Origin of the sequence: Roseibium sp. MMSF_3544, assembly GCF_030732845.1 — a bacterium.
GTDB lineage: Bacteria > Pseudomonadota > Alphaproteobacteria > Rhizobiales > Stappiaceae > Roseibium.
This window is the reverse complement of the sequence record NZ_JASHKA010000003.1, coordinates 204,214-225,748: the sequence shown is the minus strand read 5'-3', so window position 1 is coordinate 225,748 and position 21,535 is coordinate 204,214. Positions and strand designations below refer to the sequence as shown.

Genomic DNA, 21,535 nt, shown 5'->3' with positions numbered 1-21,535 from the left:
TTTCCTGCAACGGGTCCTGACCCGGTTCGGGGCAAAAAAAAACCGCTGCCGAAGCAGCGGTAGATTGATTGGAGCAAAAAGAAACTTGGATTATTCGGTTGGTGCCTCTTCAGGAACCGGCAGGATGACTTCTTCCTGCAAAACCTCTGTGTCGAGGTCGTTTGTAGCGATAGCGACATCCGTGTCGACGTCGGGAACGATTGTCGTATCCGCGACGGTCATCTGAGTGTCGGCTTTGGCTGTCTTTCCCCAAGAACATGCACTCGCCGGAACGATGGCGAATGCGGTCAGGGCAAGACCTGCAATGGCAGTGCTTATCAGACGCATGGTGAGCCTCCGTCTGTTGCTGCGCAGGACTGACGCAGTGACACCTAAGGTAAAGCAAAAATGAAATCGGACAAGGAAAAACCGGTTGGAGATTGATACCAAGGTTAAGATCGCAAATTTTACTTGCGACTCAGGTTGTATGTTTTCTCCGTCCGCGGCTCTGACAAATCATTGACAACATTGACGACGTGCGTGTCCAACAGGTCGCCGAACGCCTTCAAAGTGATTTTCTTGCTGCTCAAAAATCCGATGAGAAGAACCTGCACAGCACCGTCCGAGCGCAGCTCGGCCTCGGTCCAGCCCCATTTGCAGTCGCGGGGAATACACGAGGTGAAAGCTCGGACCCGAACGAACACCTGCTCGTTCTCACATTTGCTTTCAACTTCAACCCGGCTGATTTCTTTTGGCTCGGCGTCGGGATTGACCCAGATGCCGTCCTCGGGGATGGGACAATAGATTCGCTGTGCCGCAGATGGTGCGGTGGACAGAAAAAGACAGACGGCCATGAATAGGAACAGTCGCATGAGCTTGCTACCGGGTTTGCCTCGTCATGATCTTTGGTCGGCCTCGCAAGCCGCTCGGGACTTTGCCATGATCAGTTCTCGACCATACTTGTAGCCGATTTCGTTGCAGACAACCTGATAACCGCGATTGCGCGCATATTCCTCTGCTTTGGCGAGATATCCGCCGGCAAAGATGACCTGTTGCAAGGACAAGATACCCGTAATCGTCAAACCGATGACAAATGCCTGTTTCCAGGTCGTCGGCTTTGCACCGTCCTTTTTCGTCGACAGGGCTTGTGGCCAGACCGCGAAATAGACCGCGGCGGAACCGATCACGAGCCACGCGAGCATGAGTTTGGTATCGCGCCCGTCGAAAACAACGACGTTCGGGCCGGAGGACACAGCTATCCAGGAATGGATCGCCTTGAACGTGAGCCAGATAAACGTGACGAATATCAGCAGTAGAAACAGGATTGCCAGATTTCTGCGCATGAGGGTCCTGAGGCTGGACGGTCTGCCGAACTAGGGTGGCACAATTCGAAAAGACACGCACTGATTGAGTTTCAGCTACAGTCTTACTGGCATGCCTGTTTAAATGGCTTTAATGAGTGGATTGGAAATTTACACACTCTGCAGTTTCGCCCTTCAGCCGGACAAGTTCAGACCATGCACACATTGAAAACGGAACAGCTACTGCTGCGCCCACCGGAAGACGGCGACTTCGACATTTATTCGTCTTTCTTTTCCGATGCCGATGCGTCGCGGTTCTATGGCGGACCGCTCCGGAAGGACCAGGCGTGGCGGGTATTGGCAGTGCATATCGGGCATTGGCATCTGCGCGGCTATGGAATGTGGATGATCGTTCCGGAAAGGACAGGTATCGCTGTCGGTGGTTGCGGTTTCGTCTGGCCGGAAGGCTGGCCGCGGCGCGAGTTGACCTGGTGGTTGATGCCGGAAGCAAGGGGCAAGGGGATCGCGGTCGAAGCCTCTAAAGCTGCGATCCGGCATGCCTATGAGATCTATGCCTGGTCGCGTGTGGAGACGCACATGAATGACGACAACACCGCTGCGAGAAAACTGGTGCAGAAGCTGGGCGGAACGGAAATCGCGCGTGAACTGTTTCCGGATGGACTGACCCGGTCGGTCTACGAGCTGCCAAGATCCTTTTGACCGGCGCGACTACTTTCTCGGATGCGCCTTGTCATAAGCTGCGAGGAGATGCGTGCTGTCGATCTCTGTATAGATCTGCGTGGAAGCAAGGCTTGCATGCCCGAGCAACTCCTGGATTGTTCTCAGGTCTCCACCGCCGGCAAGCAGATGTGTTGCAAAAGAATGCCTGAGCGCATGCGGTGTTGCGCTGTCCGGCAGGCCGAGGGCTCCGCGCAATTTCTCCATGGCCAACTGGATCATACGCGGATTCAGTGGTCCGCCGCGCGCACCCAGAAACAGTGGACCGTCCGGCGCAATCGCATAGGGGCACAGTTTGAGATAATGAGCCACGGCGTCGCAGACGACCGGCAGGATCGGAACGATGCGTTCTTTCCGGCCCTTGCCAAGAATACGCAATGTCTTGATGCCGGGGCTAGGTGCCATGGCGCCTGTCAGTGACAGCGCTTCGGAAATCCGAAGGCCGCATCCGTAGAGCAAAGTGAGCACGGCCGCGTTCCGGGCCTCGATCCAGGCTTCGCTCTCCATCGCGAGATTGCCGCTGGTGATCTCGAGTGCGTCTTTTGCGGCAACCGGTTTCGGCAGCGATCGCGCCTGGCGCGGTGGCCGCACGGCATCTGCGGCGGCGGCATTCACTTCGCCGCGCCGTTCCAGGAACTTGAGAAAGGACCGGATCCCGGCAAGACCGCGTGCGAGTGAGCGGCTTCGAACACCATTCCGCCGGCGATGGGCCAGGAACCCGCGAAAGTCGGCAGGACGAAGCGCGGCAATGTCCTTCACATCCGGGGCACCGCCAAGATGACCCGTCAGAAAGCGGAGAAACTGCCTCAGGTCCCGCTCATAGGCGACCAGGGTCTTGTCGGAGAGTCGCCGTTCGTCGGCAAGTTGATCCAGCCATTGCCCGATACGCCGGTTGAGGTCGGGGCGGGCGGAAATGAGAAGGTCGGATGTGTTGGACGCACTGGTGCTCATGAGCCAAGTCTATACCGGGGGCTTCCTCGGATTGGTTAACATTCACGATCGAACCGGGGCCTCGCGCGGTTCAAACCGGGTTGAGAGTGTCGGCATTCAATACTGCATTCCGGAACACGGCGGCTATGTGCAGAAAAGCACGCGCAAAACGCCCGATAAGCGCTTCAGAACGGTGAGAAAAGGTCAAGTGGCGCCCTTGAGAGCGTCTGCTTGCCGCCGGCAGGTACAAATTTGTGATCTTCGTCACACGGCGTGTGCGCGCGTTTGTTCGCGGCTTTCGGGCGAGTGTGCAGAAAACTGCACAGTGACACAGTCGTTAATTCGCCGCGAAAATAAAATAATACCAGCAAAATCAATTACATAATGAGTTTTGCCAAAACTGGCACACCCGTTGCAATTCCCTTGGCATCGGCGCCAAACACACAATCAGAAGCGCCCCAGACATCGAATGAAAGTTCTTACGAACAAAAACCCGAGGAGTTCAAAATGTCCAACATCGCATACATGACCATCAAAGGTGCCACCCAGGGCGACATCTCAGCTGACGCAACCACCGCAGACAGCATCGGCAACCTGTGGCAGGAAGGCAAGGAAAGCACTTGCCTGGTCTACGCCTTCGAACAGAACGCCGTTGTTCCGCGTGATCCGCAGTCCGGCACCGTGATTGCCGCCCGCCGTCACATGCCGACGACCTTCCAGAAGCCGGTCGACAAGGCAACCGCTCTTCTGTGGCAGGCACTGGCTACCGGTGAAGCCCTGGAAATCGAAGTTCACTTCTGGCGCACGGCGACGACAGGCGTTCAGGAGCATTACTACACGATCAAGTACGAAGACGCGGTTCTCGTTGACGGCAAGACCATGATCAAGGACGTCAATGACGAAGCCAATGCGTCCCGCGGCGACCTCGACGAGTTCTCCTTCACCTACCGCAAGTGTGAATGGACCCACGAAGTTGCAGGCACCAGCGCATCCGACGATTACCGCGCCCCGGTCACATGATCTGAATTTGCGAAATACATCTGAGCCGGACGTTGTCTGGCTCTCAGGTGGCGGGACTGCCCCTCTTGCCATCTGCAGCCGCCCGGTCAATGTGCCGGGCGGTTTGCTTTTGCAGCTCCCTGCTGAGTGCAGTCTGAAACAAGCCCATCTTGTTTCAGCTCGTAACCGGGTGAGACGCCAGCGCAACCTGTTGAATGCCTGGAAGGTAAAAACGGCGTTGACAGGTCAGCCTGATCAAAAACCCAAGCAGCAGCGTTTCATCACCCGCCAAGTGAAATATTGAGGCCTTGTCGCCCTTCGCTGCGTCAACGCAGCGAGCGCCGGGGCTATTGTAGGGCCTGAGACACGCATGACGTGACACATGGCTCAGGCGCGACGACCTCCTGGTTGCACCGCCGGATTTCTGCACACGCATCCAAATTCCTGAAAGAACAGTTGCTGGAGCGCGTTCCCCGCCCTGAAAAAAGGTGTGCTTTTGCGCGTTTACGGCCGCAAAACCAGATTTTTCGTGTGCTTGACCTGGCTCACAACCGCCGTCTGACACCAAAGAAATTCAATCTGTGATCTGCGTCACACAGCGTGTGCGCGTGTTTCTTCGCGGCTTTCGGGCGAGTGTGCAGAAAACTGCACAGTGACACAGTTGTTAATTCGCCGCGAAAATAAAATAATACCAGCAAAATCAATTACATAATGAGTTTTTCCAAAACTGGCACACCCGTTGCAATTCCCTTGGCATCGGCGCCAAACACACAATCAGAAGCGCCCCAGACATCGAATGAAAGTTCTTACGAACAAAAACCCGAGGAGTTCAAAATGTCCAACATCGCATACATGACCATCAAAGGCGCCACCCAGGGCGACATCTCAGCTGACGCAACCACCGCAGACAGCATCGGCAACCTGTGGCAGGAAGGCAAGGAAAGCACTTGCCTGGTCTACGCCTTCGAACAGAACGCTGTTGTTCCGCGTGATCCGCAGTCCGGCACCGTGATTGCCGCCCGCCGTCACATGCCGACGACCTTCCAGAAGCCGGTCGACAAGGCAACCGCTCTTCTGTGGCAGGCACTGGCCACCGGTGAAGCCCTGGAGATCGAAATTCACTTCTGGCGCACGGCGACGACAGGCGTTCAGGAGCACTACTACACGATCAAGTACGAAGACGCGGTCCTCGTTGACGGCAAGACCATGATCAAGGACGTCAACGACGAAGCCAATGCGTCCCGCGGCGACCTCGACGAGTTCTCCTTCACCTACCGCAAGTGTGAATGGACCCACGAAGTTGCAGGCACCAGCGCGTCCGACGATTACCGCGCGACTTCGTAAGAAACCGCAAGACCCCTGGAGCCGCAAGACTCCGGCTCACAGCTGACAGAACCCACCTCGAACGTCAGCTGCAACTGCCCGGCCCTAGTGCCGGGCATTTTTCTTTGCGGGCCATAGCCTGGTTGGAAAGGTAGGAGAATGCTTTGACGCGCCCCTGGAGGGTCGTGGGCAGTCCAACTGCAACATCTATGCCGCATCCGGAATTGTCCAAATTCACCTGAATTTACGCAAGATTAAGCCCCGAATAGTTAGATAGGCACCAAAGTTTTTCAGGTGCAGGTGGCCGAAAAGTGGACTTCGCCGGACGGATATACGAACTGCTCGCGTTCCTGGTTACGGAGCGGATATATCGCGTTTCGTTTGCGGTGACCCTCGGCTTTGCGCTTGCCGTGCTTGTCGTCGATCTTCATCGGCGCGAATACAGGCTGAACTGGCCGCTCCGGCTGGTCAAAAGCGTTGCCGCGAATATCGGGTTCTGGTGGGTTAACCTGCTGTTTGCCCCAATCGTCTTTCTGACGTCCGGATATATCAAAGAGGGTTATGCGGCTCTTGGCATTCCGAGCATCGATGAATCCGTCTGGTTGGGTGTTCCGTGGTGGATCCTCATTCCTTTCGCGGCACTGTGCTACGACTTTGCCGACTACTGGAACCACCGGATTCTGCACCACAGGTGGCTCTGGCCGATACACGCGATCCATCACTCGGATCCCGATCTCAATGTCCTGACGAGTTACAGGATCCATTTCCTGGAACTGCTGGTGATGACAACGTCCTATATCCTGTTGCTGAGCTGGCTCGGCTTTCCGACAGACGTGATGGGATATGGCGCGATCCTTCTGACGCTGCACAACATGTATGTGCACATGAATGTGGACTGGAGCCACGGCCCGTTCAGATACGTTCTTGCCTCGCCGCGCATGCACCAATGGCATCACGCGGACTTGCCAGAGGCCTACGGAAAGAACCTGGCAAACGTCTTTCCTGTCTTTGATCTTCTGTTCGGGACCTATTACGTCCCGGGTCCCTGCAAGGAGCAGTTCGGCGTCAAGGACGCTCCGCAAAACGATGTCGTGAAGCTGGTGTTGTATCCCTTCGCCGAATGGGGACGGAATGCTGCAGCCATGACGCGGTCCGTGAAATTCGACAAGGACAGCGAGCGGAAACTCCCAGAGACTGAATAGACCACTCTGCCAGCGGCTTGGTTCTTTTCGAAAGACTGACTGACAAGAACAGAGTGGAAGGGTTCCTTCGCCGTTATTGAGTGGGAGCCGCGACGGGTTGGAACGTCGGAAGGGCGCCGACAACAAAAAACGGCCCGGTTTTCCGGGCCGTTCGGGTTTGGATGAAGAGATGCCTTAAAGGATGCTCTGACCCGTCTTTGCCCAGTCCGCCAGGAAGGCATCGAGGCCTTTGTCTGTCAGCGGGTGCTTGACAAGTCCTTTCAACGTCGCGGGTGGAACGGTTGCAACATCGGCACCGATGATCGCGCATTCCTTGACATGGTTCGGCGTGCGGATCGATGCCGCCAGGATTTCCGTGTCGAAGCCGTAATTGTCATAGATCACGCGGATTTCGCGGATCAGCTCAAGGCCATCGATGTTCATGTCGTCGAGGCGACCGATGAAGGGTGAAATGTAGGTCGCGCCGGCCTTGGCGGCGAGCAGGGCCTGGTTGGCGGAGAAGCACAGCGTGACGTTGGTCTTGGTGCCTTCCTCGGTGAGCTGCTTGCAGGCCTTCAGCCCGTCGAAGGTCAGCGGCAGCTTGATGACGACATTGTCGGCGATCGCGCGCAGGACATGCGCTTCCTTGATCATCTGGTCGAACTCGGTCGCCGCCACTTCAGCCGAGACGTCGCCGCCCGTGATCTCGCAGATTTCGGCGATCACTTCCTTGAAGTCACGGCCCGATTTGGCGATGAGCGAAGGGTTGGTCGTCACACCGTCGAGAAGACCGGTGGATTCCAGTTCCTTGATGACGGCAGTGTCGGCAGTGTCGACGAAGAATTTCATGCGTGTTTGCTCCCTGTAGAGCGCCCTCTCGGTCGCAGGATGCACCGGTCTGCCAGTGGCAAAGGACGAAAGCGTGGTCAGTCGCGCTCTCTTTACCTCAGGATGATGACAAGAAGAACCCCTGATTCACCGGTGGATGATTTTTTTGTGGTACGTACCTCAAATGTCGCGAAGCTTGATCCTCAGCCTCGCTCAGGCAACTTTTGTCACGTCTCGCGGCGACAGGCTGTCGCGCAGAAACTTCGTATGAAGGGCTCAGGGAACTTGACCGTCCGTGCTGTTTGACGATCCAGACTTTCAGGAAACGATTGCGAGCGTGCTGGTGCCGGTCGCGGTGCCGGTTCCGTACACTTATAAAGTCCCGGCCGGTCAAACGGTGGTGCCTGGAACGATCGTCAAAGTCCCGCTGGGTCCGCGAGAGGTCATTGGCGCTGTCTGGGATGTGGAGCCGGATGCAGCGATCAACCCGAAAAAACTGAAGTCCATTTCCCGCGTCTATGACACCACTCCGCCCTTGGACGAGGACCTTCGACGTTTCGTCGACTGGGTGGCGAACTGGACGCTTGGGGCACCTGGAATGGTCCTTCGCATGGTCCTGCGCTCTGAGGAAGCGCTCGAGCCGGAAGCGCCGGTGCCCGGTGTGCGCCGGATCGAAGGCGCTGAACCTGACCGGCAGACGTCGGCCCGCCGCCGGGTGCTCGCCACGATGGAAGACGGCTTTGCCTGGACCAAGAGCGGTCTGGCCCACGCCGCCGGCGTTTCGCCTTCGGTGATCGATGGCCTGATCCAGCAGGAGGTGCTGGAAGTTGTCTCGATGCCGGCGGCACCGCCGCCGCCCAGGCCACAGCTTGATTTTGCCAAAAAGGAACTGACGCCGGCCCAGGAGGCGGCTGCCGACGGGCTGATCCACAGCTTCGACAAGGGCTCGGGTGTCACGTTGATCGACGGGGTTACCGGATCCGGCAAGACGGAAGTCTATTTCGAAGCGATTGCCGAGGCCTTGCGCCGGGACAGGCAAGCGCTGGTCCTGCTTCCCGAAATCGCGCTGACGGAGCAGTTCCTGCGCCGGTTCGAGCAGCGCTTTGGCGTTTATCCGGCCGAATGGCATTCTGAAATCACGCCGAAAAACCGTGCGCGGGTCTGGCGTGGCGTGGCCTCCGGCGATGTCCGGGTGGTGATCGGCGCAAGGTCGTCGCTGTTTCTGCCGTTCAGGGAACTCGGCCTGATCATTGTCGATGAAGAACACGACGCAGCTTTCAAGCAGGATGACCGGGTTCCTTACAGCGCTCGCGACATGGCAGTCGTTCGCGGCCATATTTCAGGCTTTCCAGTCATATTGGCGTCAGCAACACCTTCGGTGGAAAGTCATGTGAACGCGGATCTCGGCAGATACTCGCTTTACGAATTGCCGGAACGGGCGTCGGGTGCAGGCTTGCCTGAACTCAAGGCGATTGACATGCGCGCCGACGGACCGGAGCGCGGCCGCTGGCTGGCGCCGCAGCTCGTCCACGCCATCAAGGATAGTTTTGCATCCGGCGACCAATCGCTGCTTTTTCTGAACAGGCGCGGCTACGCACCTCTCACGCTTTGCCGCACCTGCGGCCACAGGTTCCAGTGCGCCCACTGCAGCGCCTGGCTGGTGGAGCATCGGTTCCAGAAAAAGCTCGTGTGCCATCATTGCGGCCATACCGAGCCGGTGCCGTCAAGTTGCCCCTCGTGCGGCAGCAAGGACAGTCTCGTTGCCTGTGGCCCTGGCGTGGAACGCGTCGCGGAGGAAGTCTCGGACCTCTTTCCTGAGGCACGCACGCTGGTGCTGTCGTCCGATCTTCCGGGTGGTCCGGAGCGCCTCAAACGGGAAATGAAGATCGTCGAGGAGGGCGGCGCCGATATCGTCATCGGAACGCAACTGGTCGCCAAGGGACACAACTTTCCAAAGATGAAACTTGTCGGCGTCATTGATGCCGATCTTGGACTCGCCCATGGCGACCCGAGAGCTGCTGAAAAGACTTTTCAGCTCTTGGCGCAGGTAACCGGGCGCGCCGGCCGCGTCACAGGCGGAGGACTCGGTTTTCTGCAGACCTATAATGCGGATCATCCGGTGATCAGGGCGCTGCTCTCAAGCGACAAGGAAGCTTTCTACAAAGCCGAGATCGAATCGCGCCGGGTGGCCGGCTTGCCGCCATTCGGGAGGCTCGCAGCGGTTGTCGTTTCCGGACCGGACAAGAACTTCGCCGAAGGGTTTGCACGCGCACTCGCAAGATCTGCGCCGCCGGAACAGGCAGTCACGCTGCTCGGTCCCGCCGAAGCGGCGCTTGCGATGGTCCGGGGGCGCCACCGATACCGGCTCCTTGTCATGACGCCGCGCCAGTTCGATCTGCAGTCCTACCTGCGCTCCTGGCTTGGCGCAGGCCCCAAACCGACGAAGGGGCTGCGCGTGCAAATCGATATCGATCCGCAACATTTCCTGTAGACTGTCAGTGGCCTTCTGAATTCACCCAGGGAGGAATGGCGATGGCATACGTTCAGGGTTTTTTGGCGCCGGTCAAAACGGCGAAGAAAGCGGACTATACGCAGATTGCAGAAAAGTCGTGGGCGCTCTTCAAGGAATATGGTGCCCTGAGCACCTGTGAGGCATGGGGCGATTCGGTCCCTGATGGGGAAGTGACGTCCTTTCCGATGGCGGTCAAGAAAGAGCCGGACGAAACTGTGGTGTTTTCCTGGATTGTCTGGCCGGACAAGGACACGTGTGATGCGGCGATCTCCAGAATGCAGGAGGATCCGCGTTGGGAAGAGGTCATGCCAAACGCCGCGGAGGTGTTTAATCTCAAGCGAATGATTTTCGGCGGCTTCGAACCGATCTTTCAGGACGGTCCGAATTAAGGCGCGAAAGTCCGCCTTACGACGGCGCAAAGTCGGCTGCGGAAAACGGTTTGAAAGCGCGGATCGGCCGCGTGCGGAAGCACTTTTTTGAGCGGTCCGGTTAAAAACACCGAAGATTCCGTCATTACAGTCTTTTGGCGAAGTTGCACACTGGGAAACCCTGTGCTAATTGAGGCGCGGCTTTGGGGGAACGGTTTAACCGTCATACCTTCTGACCTTGAAATCTTTCATTATTTTCAATGCCTTGCGAGCGCTTGCCGTTTTGCGGGCTTGAAAAAACGTCAGAGAGCACGGACCTGGTGACTGACAACGTATCTCTCGTATCCGGCGTGGCACAACGTTATGCGTCCGCCCTTCTCGATCTCGCAGAGGGTGACGGCGTAACGGCAGACGTGGAACGGGATCTGAATGCATTCGACGGCATGCTTGCCGAAAGCGAAGATCTCGTCCGTCTGGTGAAGAGCCCGGCATTCAGTGCTGAAGAGCAGCTCACGGCGCTCACCGCACTCCTGGACAAGGCAGGCATCTCGGGCCTCGCCGCAAATTTCGTGAAGCTGGCTGCGCGCAACCGCCGCCTCTTCGTTCTTCCCGACATGATCAAGGCTTTCCGCGCACTGCTTGCAGACAAGCGCGGTGAGGAAACTGCAGAGGTCGTCTCCGCAGCAGCCTTGTCCGACGAGCATGTCGCTGCCCTGAAAGAAGCGCTCTCCGCTTCCACGGGCAAAACCGTAAACATCGCAGCGAAAGTTGATCCTGCCCTGATCGGTGGCCTTGTGGTCAAGGTCGGGTCCCGCATGGTCGACACCTCACTGCGTACCAAGCTCAATTCACTCAAGTTCGCGATGAAAGAGGTCGGCTGATGGATATTCGGGCCGCGGAAATTTCCGCAATCCTCAAGGATCAGATCAAGAGCTTTGGCCAGGAAGCCGAAGTTTCTGAAGTTGGTCAGGTGCTCTCCGTCGGTGACGGTATCGCCCGTGTTTATGGTCTGGACAAGGTTCAGGCTGGTGAAATGGTCGAGTTTCCAGGTGGCATCAAGGGCATGGCCCTGAACCTGGAATCAGACAATGTCGGTGTCGTTCTGTTTGGTTCTGACCGCGACATCAAGGAAGGCGACACGGTCAAGCGGACCGGCGCCATCGTGGAAGTCCCGGTTGGCAAGGGCCTGCTCGGCCGCGTTGTCGACCCGCTCGGCAACCCGATCGACGGCAAGGGCCCGATCGAGGCGACTGAAAAGCGCCGCGTCGATGTGAAGGCTCCGGGCATCCTGCCGCGCAAATCCGTGCACGAGCCGATGTCCACTGGCCTCAAGGCGATCGACGCCCTGATCCCGGTCGGCCGTGGCCAGCGCGAGCTTGTCATCGGCGACCGCCAGACCGGCAAGACGGCCATCATCCTCGACACCTTCCTGAACCAGAAGCCTCTGCATTCAGGCGATGACGAAGACGCCAAGCTTTACTGCATCTACGTCGCCGTCGGTCAGAAGCGTTCCACCGTCGCCCAGTTCGTGAAGGTTCTGGAAGACAACGGCGCCCTGGAATACTCAATCGTCATCGCTGCGACCGCGTCCGATGCGGCACCGCTGCAGTTCCTGGCACCGTTTGCCGGCTGCGCGATGGGCGAGTACTTCCGTGACAACTCCATGCACGCCGTGATCGGCTACGACGATCTGACCAAACAGGCCGTGGCCTATCGTCAGATGTCGCTGCTTCTGCGCCGCCCGCCGGGACGTGAAGCATTCCCGGGTGACGTCTTCTACCTGCACTCCCGTCTTCTGGAGCGTGCCGCTAAGCTCAATGAAGAGCATGGCAGTGGTTCTCTGACCGCACTGCCGGTCATTGAAACCCAGGGCAACGACGTGTCCGCGTTCATTCCGACCAACGTGATCTCGATCACCGACGGTCAGATCTTCCTGGAAACGGATCTCTTCTACCAGGGTATCCGTCCGGCGGTGAACGTCGGTCTGTCGGTGTCCCGCGTGGGCTCATCCGCACAGATCAAGGCCATGAAGCAGGTTGCCGGCCCGATTAAGGGTGAATTGGCGCAGTACCGCGAAATGGCGGCCTTCGCGCAGTTCGGCTCCGACCTCGATGCCACGACGCAGCGCCTCTTGAACCGTGGTGCCCGTTTGACCGAACTCCTCAAGCAGCCGCAGTTCTCGCCGCTGAAGACCCAGGAGCAGGTTGCCGTCATTTACGCCGGTGTGAACGGTTACCTGGATGCCTATCCGGTCGACCGGGTGAAGGACTTCGAAGAAGGCTTGCTTCTGTTCCTCCGTGGTGAGCATGCGGATTTGCTGGATGCCATCTGGGAAAAGAAGGCCCTTGACGACGATCTGACTGGCAAGCTGAAGGCTGCCATCGACGCGTTCGCCAAGAACTTCGCTTAAGACGACACGCCGGGATAAGGAGCAGGGGCGGCCATGCCGAGCCTGAAGGACTTACGAAACCGCATCGCTTCCGTTAAGGCGACGCAGAAAATCACCAAGGCCATGCAGATGGTGGCCGCGGCGAAACTGCGTCGTGCCCAGGAAGCTGCGGAGGCTGCACGCCCCTATGCGGAGCGCATGGGTGCGGTGCTGGCCAACCTCGCGGAAGCATTCGAGGGTCGCGACGACGCTCCGAAGCTGATGTCCGGTACGGGCAATGATCAGGTGCATCTCCTGCTCGTCGCTACCGCCGAACGCGGACTGTGTGGGGGCTTCAACACCAACATCGCCAAGCTGGCCCGTGAAAAAGCGCGCAGCCTGATCGCCGACGGCAAGACCGTCAAGATCATCTGTGTCGGCAAGAAGGGCTTTGATGCCCTGAAGCGGGAGCTCGGACAGCACGTGATCGAGACCGTCGATCTGCGCAGCGTCAAGAATGTGGGCTATGCCAACGCCGATGAGATCGGCAAGAAGGTGTTGGCCATGTTTGCCGACGGCGAGTTCGACGTCTGCACGCTGTTCTACTCGACATTCGTGTCGGTGATTGCCCAGGAGCCGACGGCACAGCAGCTCATCCCGGCAAGCTTCGAAGCCTCCGAAACGGATGGGAACGGCGGAGCGCATCCGGTTTATGAATACGAGCCGGATGAAACCGAGATCCTTGAGGATCTGCTGCCACGCAACATTTCCGTTCAGATTTTCCGGGCCCTCCTGGAAAATGCTGCATCCGAGCAGGGCGCACGCATGTCTGCCATGGACAACGCGACCCGCAACGCCGGTGAGATGATCGACAAGCTGACGATCAACTACAACCGCCAGCGTCAGGCGCAGATCACGACGGAACTGATTGAAATCATCTCGGGCGCCGAGGCGCTCTAGAGCGGTATGCGCCCCCCCGGGCGCGCACTGCCGGAATACTAACATTGTCGATCGACTCTTCCGCGTGATGTGAAAGACATGGGAAGCAGGTCGATCAAACGGGATCGAGACGAGGATTAGGGATATGGCTGACAAACAGGTCGGACGGATCACCCAGGTCATCGGCGCCGTTGTCGACGTCAAGTTCGATGACCACCTGCCGTTGATCCTGAACGCTCTGGAAGCTGACAACCAGGGTGTACGACTGGTTCTTGAGGTTGCACAGCACCTCGGCGAGAACACGGTTCGTACCATCGCGATGGACTCCACCGAGGGTCTGGTGCGCGGACAGGAAGTTGTCGACACCGGCGCACCGATTGCCGTGCCGGTTGGCGACGGCACTCTGGGCCGCATCATGAACGTGATCGGCGAGCCGGTCGACGAAGCGGGAGAGATTCCGCACACTGACAAGCGTGGCATCCACCAGGAAGCTCCGACGTTCATCGAACAGTCCACCGAAGCGGAAATCCTGGTAACGGGCATCAAGGTCGTCGACCTTCTCGCGCCTTACGCAAAGGGTGGTAAGATCGGCCTGTTCGGCGGCGCGGGCGTCGGCAAGACCGTTCTCATCATGGAACTGATCAACAACGTCGCGAAGGCGCACGGCGGTTACTCCGTGTTCGCCGGTGTTGGCGAGCGGACCCGTGAAGGCAACGACCTTTACTGGGAAATGATCGAATCCGGCGTGAACAAGGAAGGCGGCGGAGAAGGCTCCAAGGCGGCCCTCGTTTACGGCCAGATGAACGAACCTCCCGGAGCACGTGCACGTGTTGCCCTGACCGGTCTGACGGTCGCCGAGCATTTCCGTGACGCAGGCCAGGACGTTCTGTTCTTCGTTGACAACATCTTCCGCTTTACCCAGGCCGGTTCCGAAGTGTCCGCGCTTCTTGGCCGTATCCCGTCTGCTGTGGGCTATCAGCCGACGCTTGCGACCGACATGGGTTCGATGCAGGAACGCATCACCACCACCAACAAGGGCTCGATCACGTCCGTGCAGGCTGTGTACGTCCCGGCCGATGACTTGACCGACCCGGCGCCGGCATCGACCTTCGCCCACTTGGACGCAACCACCGTTTTGAACCGTGCGATTGCAGAAAAAGGCATCTATCCGGCCGTGGATCCGCTGGATTCAACCTCGCGCATGCTGGATGCCCGTATCATCGGTGAAGAGCACTACGAAACGGCCCGTGCCGTTCAGGGTACTCTGCAGCGCTACAAGGCCCTGCAGGACATCATCGCCATTCTGGGCATGGACGAGCTGTCTGAAGAAGACAAACTCACCGTTGCCCGCGCCCGTAAGATCGAGCGCTTCCTATCCCAGCCGTTCTTCGTGGCTGAAGTCTTCACCGGTTCTCCGGGCAAGCTTGTTGCACTGGAAGACACCATCAAAGGCTTCAAGGGTCTGGTCGACGGCGAATATGACCATCTGCCGGAAGCTGCTTTCTACATGGTCGGTTCCATTGAGGAAGCCGTTGAGAAAGCACAGCGCCTGGCTGCTGAGGCTGCCTGATCTCAGGATTGATCGGACGCCTGTCTCGGGCGTCCGATGATTTTCATGTCGGATGGCCCGGCCATCTGAAGCATAGACGGACAAGGAAGACGCCAAATGGCCGAACTTTTCCAGTTTGAGTTGGTCTCGCCCGAGCGCCAGCTTCTCTCCGAGCAGGTGGCCGAGGTTGTTGTGCCCGGCGCCGAAGGTGAGTTTGGCGTGCTTAAGGACCATAGCCTGTTCATGTCCAGCATCGCGCCCGGCATCCTGAAGGTTCGCGGCGAAGATGGTTCCTGGAACGAATATTTCGTCCGCGGTGGTTTCGCAGATGTGGCCGGCGGTGGACTGACTGTCCTGGCCGAACAGGCCGTACCGGTCAGCGAAATCAGCCGTGAACAGCTCGATCAGGCTATCCAGAATGCGGAAGAAGACGTTGCTGACGCCAAGGACGATTCCACCAGGCAGAAGGCTGACCGCACGCTCCGCCGTTTGAAGGACGTTGCCGAGGCGTTGAAGCAGGTCTGAATTTGACGCTAGAAGCGAGCGATTTTAAGCGGCCCCGTCTCGGGGCCGTTTTTTTTGATCCAATCGTTGCCCAAAAACGTAAGTTATTTATAGAAAAAATCGTCAAGTAGCTTTTCCAAAACGTCATGGAATGCATAATATAAGTTGTACGTGTTTATACGTATATATAGTATAGATTGAAATGCATCGCGAAAATTAACAAGTTTATTTTGTCTTGTTTATTGAAAAACATTTTCCAATATCGATTTTTACCTTAGCTTAATCTGTACAGCCGAGTATTCCGCTGCGTAATTTGTGGGCGGAGAAATCGATGAGTGTTAGATTGAGAGTTCTACTGGGTTTTGGGGTCGTCGCCCTTTGCCTGGCCTTTTTCGGTGCCTTTTCGTTGTACCAATTTAACGCGTCATCTCGCGCGGTGGCATCTCTCACCGATATGAGTGAGGATGCATTGCTCGCCTCTGAACTCAACGCAGACATGGCCAAGGCCCTGCGCGCGACCCTTCGCTACATCAGTTCCCGGACTGCTGAGGACAAGGCTGAAGCTCAAGACTTCATCAATCAGGTGAAGGCGGGCGTGGAAATTGCCAAGGAGGAGATTTCCAAGCCGGACCGGGCGGCAAACCGCGATGTGATTATTTCCGAAATCGGTACCTACGAAACTGCACTACAAAGCGTTTCGCGATTGTACAACGAGCGCGATGACCTGGTTGTCAATCAGTTGGATGCCATAGGACCGGAGGTGCGCAAGCTCCTCACCGAGATCAATCAGTCCGCAACCGAAGACGGCGATCCGGAGACAGCTAATTTTGCAGCGCAGGCTCAGGAAAACCTCCTGCTTGGCCGCCTTTATATGATGAAGTTCCTGGCCTCAAATTCAGCTGTGGACTTTGACAGGCTTGAAGAGAGCTTTGCAGCATTCCAGGAAAGGTTCGTGGCCCTGGATGAGAGCGTTGAAAATCCCAGACGCAGAGAAGTTCTTGCTCTCATCGAACCGAAAATTGACGCCTATCTTGCCGCTGCTCGGCGTGTCAGGGACGTTATCTGGGAACGCAACGTGATCAGGGACGAAACGCTCCTGACCAAGGGCGCAGAAATCAGTCGTCAGGCCAGACTGATGAAAGAAAGCGCAGTTGTCGATGCAACAAAGCTTGCCGGCGAAACCCAAAGCTATTTGTCCAACGCGATGTGGCAGGTTGGAGCCGCCTGCATTTTCGCCTTCGTTCTGGCCCTGGGTCTGGCGATGGTGATTGCGAGGACCATTACAAATCCGCTGAACCGGTTGGTTTATGACGCACAGCAACTCGCGTCAGGCAACACGGAGGTGGCCTTTGCGGAGGCGGAACGCACTGATGAGATTGGCACAGTTGCAAAGTCGGTCGCAGGCTTCCGCGACGGCGTCGTCGAGCGGTTGCGTCTGGAGGAAGAACAGCAGCAGGAAATGGCCAAGCGGGAGGCCCGGAACATGGCGGTCTCGGAAGCCGTCGAAGCGTTCGAAACATCCGCCAAGCAGATGCTCGATACGATTACGCATGCAACGGGCAACCTGAAAGAGACCGCGTCTGCCATGACGGAAACTGCGCGTGGCACAAACGGGCAGGCAACAATGGTTGCCAGCGCAGCCGAAGAAGCGACAACCAATGTCCAGACCGTCGCGGCGGCGGCAGAAGAGTTGTCGGTCTCGCTGAAAGACGTCACGGGCCAGGTCGTGCATTCGGCGGACATTGCCAAAAAGGCAACCGAGAACGCCGATCGCACCAATCGTCAGATAGAAGGACTGGCCAACGTCGCAGAAGACATCGGCGAGGTGATTTCCCTCATCTCTTCCATCGCTGAGCAGACGAACCTTCTTGCGTTGAACGCAACGATCGAAGCAGCGCGAGCTGGGGAAGCCGGAAAGGGCTTTGCCGTGGTTGCCGCCGAAGTCAAGGAGCTTGCGAGCCAGACCGGCAAAGCGACGGAAGAAATCTCGGCAAAGATCTCGGCAATCCAGTCGGAAACGCGCGACGCCGTCAACGGGATCCAGTCGATTTCCGAAACTATCGAGGAAATCAATTCCGTTGCAACGGCCATTGCAACGTCGGTCGAAGAACAGACAACCGCAACGGTTGAGATTTCGGCCAGCGTCGATCAGGCGTCTCAAGGTACGGCTGAAGTCAGTAACAGTATTGTTCGGGTGTCGGAAGCTGCAGCCGAGACCGACAGGGCAGCCGGAACAGTCGTCAGCGCCGCAGAGACGCTTTCGGAGCAGTCCGAAGAGATGCACATCGTCATCGAGAGGTTCTTGAACACGGTCAAAGCCGCCTAAAGCTGTATCTTGCAACACCGACACCGCGGAGCGCCTCGCGCTTCGCGGTTTGTCGTTTCAGGTCTTGCCCAGAAGAAATGCCTTAAGGGGCTTACGCGGTGGCAGAGCCGTTCGCCGGAGCCGGCTCAAGATAAAGGAACCCGTTTCGCCCGTTGTGCTTGACGTCGTAAAGCGCGATGTCGGCGTTCTTGATGATCGAATTGACGTCAAGGGTATCGGCGTAGATCGGCGAGATACCAACGCTCGCGCCGATGCTGACCGACTGGCCGACAACTTCAAAGGGACTTTGCAGCTTGCGCACGATCCGGCTGGCAATAACCTCTGCAACCGTCCGGGTTGCCCGGTTCAGGATGATCCCGAATTCGTCACCGCCGAGCCGTGCCACGAGATCGGTGGAGCGGACGCAGGTCTTCAGGCGTTCGCCAACCTGCTTGAGCAGCTCATCCCCGGCGTCGTGGCCATAGGTGTCGTTGACCGGCTTGAACTTGTCGAGATCAAGCAGCATCAAGGCGCCTTCGGTTTCCTCGTCACAGTCGCTCACCGTTGCTTCCAAGGTGGTGTTGAACAAGGTTCGGTTGGCGAGACCCGTCAAGGTATCGTGGTGTGCCGCGTGTTCGATCTTCTGGACAGCCAACTCGCTCTGGGTGATGTCTTCATGCGTCCCGATCCAGCCACCGCCGGGCAAGGGTGCGTGCACGGCACTGATGATCTTGCCGCCCGGATGTTTGAACTTCGAGCGGACGACCTCGCCTGCTGACAGCCGAATGAGCAGGTCCTGGACATGCTCTCTGACGTCGCCGTCAAACTCACCCCTGGCCTTTTCCGCATTGATCAGCTCAAGCAGGGTGACACCTTCGCGAACGTCGTCTTCCGGTTTTTCAAAGATCTCAATGTACTGTCTGTTCCACAACCTCAGGCGGCCGTCCTTGTCGAAGACGCTGACGCCCTGGCGCATGTTTGCAAGGATTGCTTCCAGTTCCTCTGACCTGAGGCGTGCCGCCTTTTCGTTATCCGCCAGTTGCGCTTCAAGTTTTTTCCGGTCGGTGACATCGAAGAAATTGTAGATGTAACCACCCGACGGCAGCGGTGTTCCCCTGATCTCAAGAAACGTTCCGTTCGCAGCACTCCGGACATAGCTGTGGGGCTTGTTCCGGTCATAGGACTTGAATTTTTCAAGAGCAAGTCGCTCCGGGTCACCTTCACCGTAGTCGCCACGCTCTGCATTGAATTTCAGATAGTCGAGCAAATGAAGTTTTTGGTCGATCAATTCCTGAGGATATTCAAGAAGTTGCGTGAATTCAGCGTTTGCGGCGCCCAATTGAAAACTTTGATCATAATAGGCAAAGCCACCCGGAAAGTTTTCGAAAATTGTGTGGAGCGTGTCAGCCTGCTGTTTTGTCTCCGTAATGTCTGCGATCGAAACGACGACGCCAGTCAGGCCGTATTCACCAAAGGGATCGACGCGTCTTGCGTTTATGCGCAGCCAGGTTGAACCGTGACGATGCCGGGAGCGCAGATCTGCGACGAGATCGGTAACGGCTTCAGGATCAACGATTGCCAACTCGAACGGGTTGCGGCTGTTGTGATCGTCGGAGGTCTCAAGCTCGATGGAGAGATCGAGATCGTCGATCCGTTGCCCCACGAGACTGCCGTCGCCATAGCCAAGAAGTTTTTCAGCCGTCGGGTTGGCGGATTCGATCGTGCCTTCTGGCGACAACAGGAGAATGCCCTCGACCAAGGCTTCGAGGGTCGTTCGCTGCACGACCTCCGACTGCATGATGGCCTGTTCCCGGTGCTTGCGTTCTGAAATATCCAGAAGGCTGAACACGATGCCGCCGCTCGGCAGGGGCATGGATCTCACATCCAGGACGGTCCCATCCGCGGTCACGCGCTCGAGCTGAGCGGGTTTGCCACTCATGAAGGGATTGAATCTTTCTTCGACAATTTCTTCCGCCTTTCTAGAAGGATGCTCTTCCTGGCGTGCGGCGTACATCATTGTATCTTTAAGGTGCGGCTTTTGGCTCAGCAGCTCTTCCGGCAGTTTGAAAGCATTTTGGAAAGCGTCGTTGTAGCTCTGCAGGTGCATGGTTTCGTCGAAATAGACCATTCCACCCGGAAAATTGTCGAAGATCGCTTGAAGCGTGTCGCGCTGATGCTTTGTTTCGGTGATGTCCGTTAGTGAGACGATAACGCCGTCCAGACCGAATTCATTGGCAGCATCGATCGCTTCGGCATTGATCTTGAGCCAGGCACCACCGTTACCGCTGCCGTTTGCCCTGGCGACGCGAACAACCTTGTCGTTGATTTCATCCGGCTGGGTCGCCGCATGCCGGAAAAGCTCACCTGGATCGGCAGAGCTACCGTCGTCAAGATCGATGACAAGGTCAAGGTCCTGAACACGGGCGCCCACGATCTCGTCCTGGGCATATCCCAGAAGCTTCGCACCGGCCGCATTGATCGACTGGATGCGTCCGGACCTTGAGAGAAAAACCACTCCCTCGGAAAGCGTTTGCAGCGTCGCCCGCTGCACAGCTTCGGAATAGCGGACCGACTGCTCGGTCTTTTTGCGTTCCGTCACCTCCTGAAAAGCACCAACAAGCCTGACGACTTCGCCGTTTTCAACGATTGGCCGTCCTGCGGCCCGCACCCAGATGTTGCGACCTTTTGCGGTGACGAAGGGCAGCTCGGCATCCCAGCTGACCCCATGCTCGATCGCATCACTGACAGCCTTGGAAATTATGTCCCGGCTGTCGGGCGGATAGAAGAAAAGCGCAAAGTCGACCGTCGGCTGAAAGTCATCGGGAACTTCGTGAATTTCCTTCGTTTTTTCTGTCCAGGTGAGCGTGTTCGAACGAACGCAGAGTTCCCATCCTCCAACACCCGAAACGCTCGTAATCTCTTCCAGAAGGTCGCTTTCGTGCGCGGCAAGCTCATGTTCGCGGGCAGCTTCAGCGAGCGCTGCCTCTTTGTCCTTGCGCATCTGATGCGCCTTGATCAGACCTTCGACAACTGCGCCAAGCCGACGCAACTGATCGAGCTGGTCCTGGCTCGGCGTACGCGGAACGCGATCGATGACGCAGAGGGTGCCCAGCCGGTTTCGGCCATCTATGGAAAGCGGACAACCAGCGTAAAAACGAATATGGGGATCGCCTGTCACCAGCGGGTTGTCGCTGAAACGCGGGTCTTCCTGCGCGTCTGGAACAATGAACAGATCATCGGACAAGATCGAATGCTGGCAGAACGAGATTTCGCGGGGCGTTCCGTCCGCCTCCAGTCCGCACTTGGCCTTGAACCACTGTTCGTTTTCCCCGACCAGGGAAACCAGAGCTATCGGGCAGTCGAAAATGGCAGCAACGGCTTCGACGACGGCGTCAAATTCCGGCAGGCGCTCAGATCCGATGATCTGAAGTGCATCCAGGGCCTGAAGGCGTTCTTCCTCGTTTGCCGACTGCACAGCTTCCATACCGCGTCTTGTCTCCCGATTGTGCCTCGGAAAGTTGTCATGAGAATAAGTCTGAAACGTAGTTTAAGAACGGCAACAAAAGATTAAGTTTCGAATATCTACAGGATTTTCGCAAAAACGTGATGCTTTCGAGCGTAGAAAGCACGTTTATTCAATTTCTGGTTTATTTGATTGTAATCGTTGGCATCGTTCGAAATAGATAAAATACAATACAACCAGATAAACGC

18 protein-coding genes are annotated in these 21,535 nt (G+C 57.3%); 12 read left to right on the top strand and 6 right to left on the bottom strand.

Annotated features, from left to right (window positions below; genetic code table 11):
- Nucleotides 1-90 precede the first annotated feature (90 nt).
- From RBB47_RS05785 to RBB47_RS05775, 3 genes are all read right to left on the bottom strand, one after another.
- Complete coding sequence (locus RBB47_RS05785; protein ID WP_305984803.1) at nt 91-327, bottom strand: hypothetical protein; 237 nt, start codon at nt 325-327, stop codon at nt 91-93.
- A gap of 119 nt (nt 328-446) precedes the next feature.
- Complete coding sequence (locus RBB47_RS05780) at nt 447-833, bottom strand: serine/threonine protein kinase (protein WP_305984802.1); 387 nt, start codon at nt 831-833, stop codon at nt 447-449.
- A 42-nt stretch (nt 834-875) separates the two neighbouring features.
- On the bottom strand, nt 876-1,322 hold the full coding sequence (locus tag RBB47_RS05775; protein ID WP_305984801.1) for a hypothetical protein: 447 nt from the start codon (nt 1,320-1,322) through the stop codon (nt 876-878).
- Between the two features lie 174 nt (nt 1,323-1,496).
- Here RBB47_RS05775 and RBB47_RS05770 point away from each other — a divergent pair, with 174 nt between their 5' ends.
- Nucleotides 1,497-2,000 carry a GNAT family N-acetyltransferase gene (locus RBB47_RS05770; protein ID WP_305984800.1) on the top strand — a complete coding sequence of 168 codons (504 nt, stop codon included), beginning with the start codon at nt 1,497-1,499 and terminating at the stop codon, nt 1,998-2,000.
- Nucleotides 2,001-2,009: 9 nt separating this feature from the next.
- Here the strand turns inward: RBB47_RS05770 and RBB47_RS05765 are convergent, their stop codons facing one another.
- On the bottom strand, nt 2,010-2,969 hold the full coding sequence (locus RBB47_RS05765) for a tyrosine recombinase XerC (RefSeq protein ID WP_305984799.1): 960 nt from the start codon (nt 2,967-2,969) through the stop codon (nt 2,010-2,012).
- A gap of 486 nt (nt 2,970-3,455) precedes the next feature.
- Here RBB47_RS05765 and RBB47_RS05760 point away from each other — a divergent pair, with 486 nt between their 5' ends.
- From RBB47_RS05760 to RBB47_RS05750, 3 genes are all read left to right on the top strand, one after another.
- Nucleotides 3,456-3,968, top strand: coding sequence for an Hcp family type VI secretion system effector (locus RBB47_RS05760; RefSeq protein WP_305984798.1), 513 nt, complete (start codon nt 3,456-3,458; stop codon nt 3,966-3,968).
- A gap of 813 nt (nt 3,969-4,781) precedes the next feature.
- The gene (locus RBB47_RS05755) at nt 4,782-5,291 is read left to right on the top strand and encodes an Hcp family type VI secretion system effector (RefSeq protein ID WP_305984797.1); all 510 of its coding nucleotides are present in this window, start codon (nt 4,782-4,784) and stop codon (nt 5,289-5,291) included.
- A gap of 290 nt (nt 5,292-5,581) precedes the next feature.
- The gene (locus tag RBB47_RS05750) at nt 5,582-6,472 is read left to right on the top strand and encodes a sterol desaturase family protein (RefSeq protein WP_305984796.1); all 891 of its coding nucleotides are present in this window, start codon (nt 5,582-5,584) and stop codon (nt 6,470-6,472) included.
- A gap of 174 nt (nt 6,473-6,646) precedes the next feature.
- Here the strand turns inward: RBB47_RS05750 and fsa are convergent, their stop codons facing one another.
- Nucleotides 6,647-7,300 (bottom strand): fructose-6-phosphate aldolase, encoded by a 654-nt coding sequence (gene fsa, locus RBB47_RS05745; RefSeq protein WP_305984795.1) that lies wholly within the window; start codon nt 7,298-7,300, stop codon nt 6,647-6,649.
- A gap of 274 nt (nt 7,301-7,574) precedes the next feature.
- Between fsa and RBB47_RS05740 the strand changes: the two genes are divergently transcribed.
- From RBB47_RS05740 to RBB47_RS05705, 8 genes are all read left to right on the top strand, one after another.
- Complete coding sequence (locus tag RBB47_RS05740; protein WP_305984794.1) at nt 7,575-9,770, top strand: primosomal protein N'; 2,196 nt, start codon at nt 7,575-7,577, stop codon at nt 9,768-9,770.
- A 41-nt stretch (nt 9,771-9,811) separates the two neighbouring features.
- The gene (locus tag RBB47_RS05735) at nt 9,812-10,180 is read left to right on the top strand and encodes a DUF1428 domain-containing protein (RefSeq protein ID WP_305984793.1); all 369 of its coding nucleotides are present in this window, start codon (nt 9,812-9,814) and stop codon (nt 10,178-10,180) included.
- Between the two features lie 239 nt (nt 10,181-10,419).
- Nucleotides 10,420-11,040, top strand: coding sequence for a F0F1 ATP synthase subunit delta (locus tag RBB47_RS05730; RefSeq protein WP_371932745.1), 621 nt, complete (start codon nt 10,420-10,422; stop codon nt 11,038-11,040).
- On the top strand, nt 11,040-12,569 hold the full coding sequence (atpA, locus tag RBB47_RS05725; RefSeq protein ID WP_305984791.1) for a F0F1 ATP synthase subunit alpha: 1,530 nt from the start codon (nt 11,040-11,042) through the stop codon (nt 12,567-12,569). The genes RBB47_RS05730 and atpA overlap by 1 nt, the downstream gene beginning before the upstream one ends.
- 33 nt (nt 12,570-12,602) lie before the next feature.
- Nucleotides 12,603-13,487: a F0F1 ATP synthase subunit gamma gene (locus tag RBB47_RS05720; RefSeq protein ID WP_305984790.1), complete on the top strand. Its 885-nt coding sequence runs from the start codon at nt 12,603-12,605 to the stop codon at nt 13,485-13,487.
- A 124-nt stretch (nt 13,488-13,611) separates the two neighbouring features.
- Nucleotides 13,612-15,036: a F0F1 ATP synthase subunit beta gene (gene atpD / locus RBB47_RS05715; RefSeq protein WP_371932744.1), complete on the top strand. Its 1,425-nt coding sequence runs from the start codon at nt 13,612-13,614 to the stop codon at nt 15,034-15,036.
- 96 nt (nt 15,037-15,132) lie between these two features.
- The gene (locus tag RBB47_RS05710) at nt 15,133-15,540 is read left to right on the top strand and encodes a F0F1 ATP synthase subunit epsilon (protein ID WP_305984789.1); all 408 of its coding nucleotides are present in this window, start codon (nt 15,133-15,135) and stop codon (nt 15,538-15,540) included.
- 310 nt (nt 15,541-15,850) lie between these two features.
- Nucleotides 15,851-17,845 carry a methyl-accepting chemotaxis protein gene (locus tag RBB47_RS05705; RefSeq protein WP_305984788.1) on the top strand — a complete coding sequence of 665 codons (1,995 nt, stop codon included), beginning with the start codon at nt 15,851-15,853 and terminating at the stop codon, nt 17,843-17,845.
- Nucleotides 17,846-17,936: 91 nt separating this feature from the next.
- Here the strand turns inward: RBB47_RS05705 and RBB47_RS05700 are convergent, their stop codons facing one another.
- Nucleotides 17,937-21,308: a PAS-domain containing protein gene (locus RBB47_RS05700; protein ID WP_305984787.1), complete on the bottom strand. Its 3,372-nt coding sequence runs from the start codon at nt 21,306-21,308 to the stop codon at nt 17,937-17,939.
- Nucleotides 21,309-21,535 lie beyond the last annotated feature (227 nt).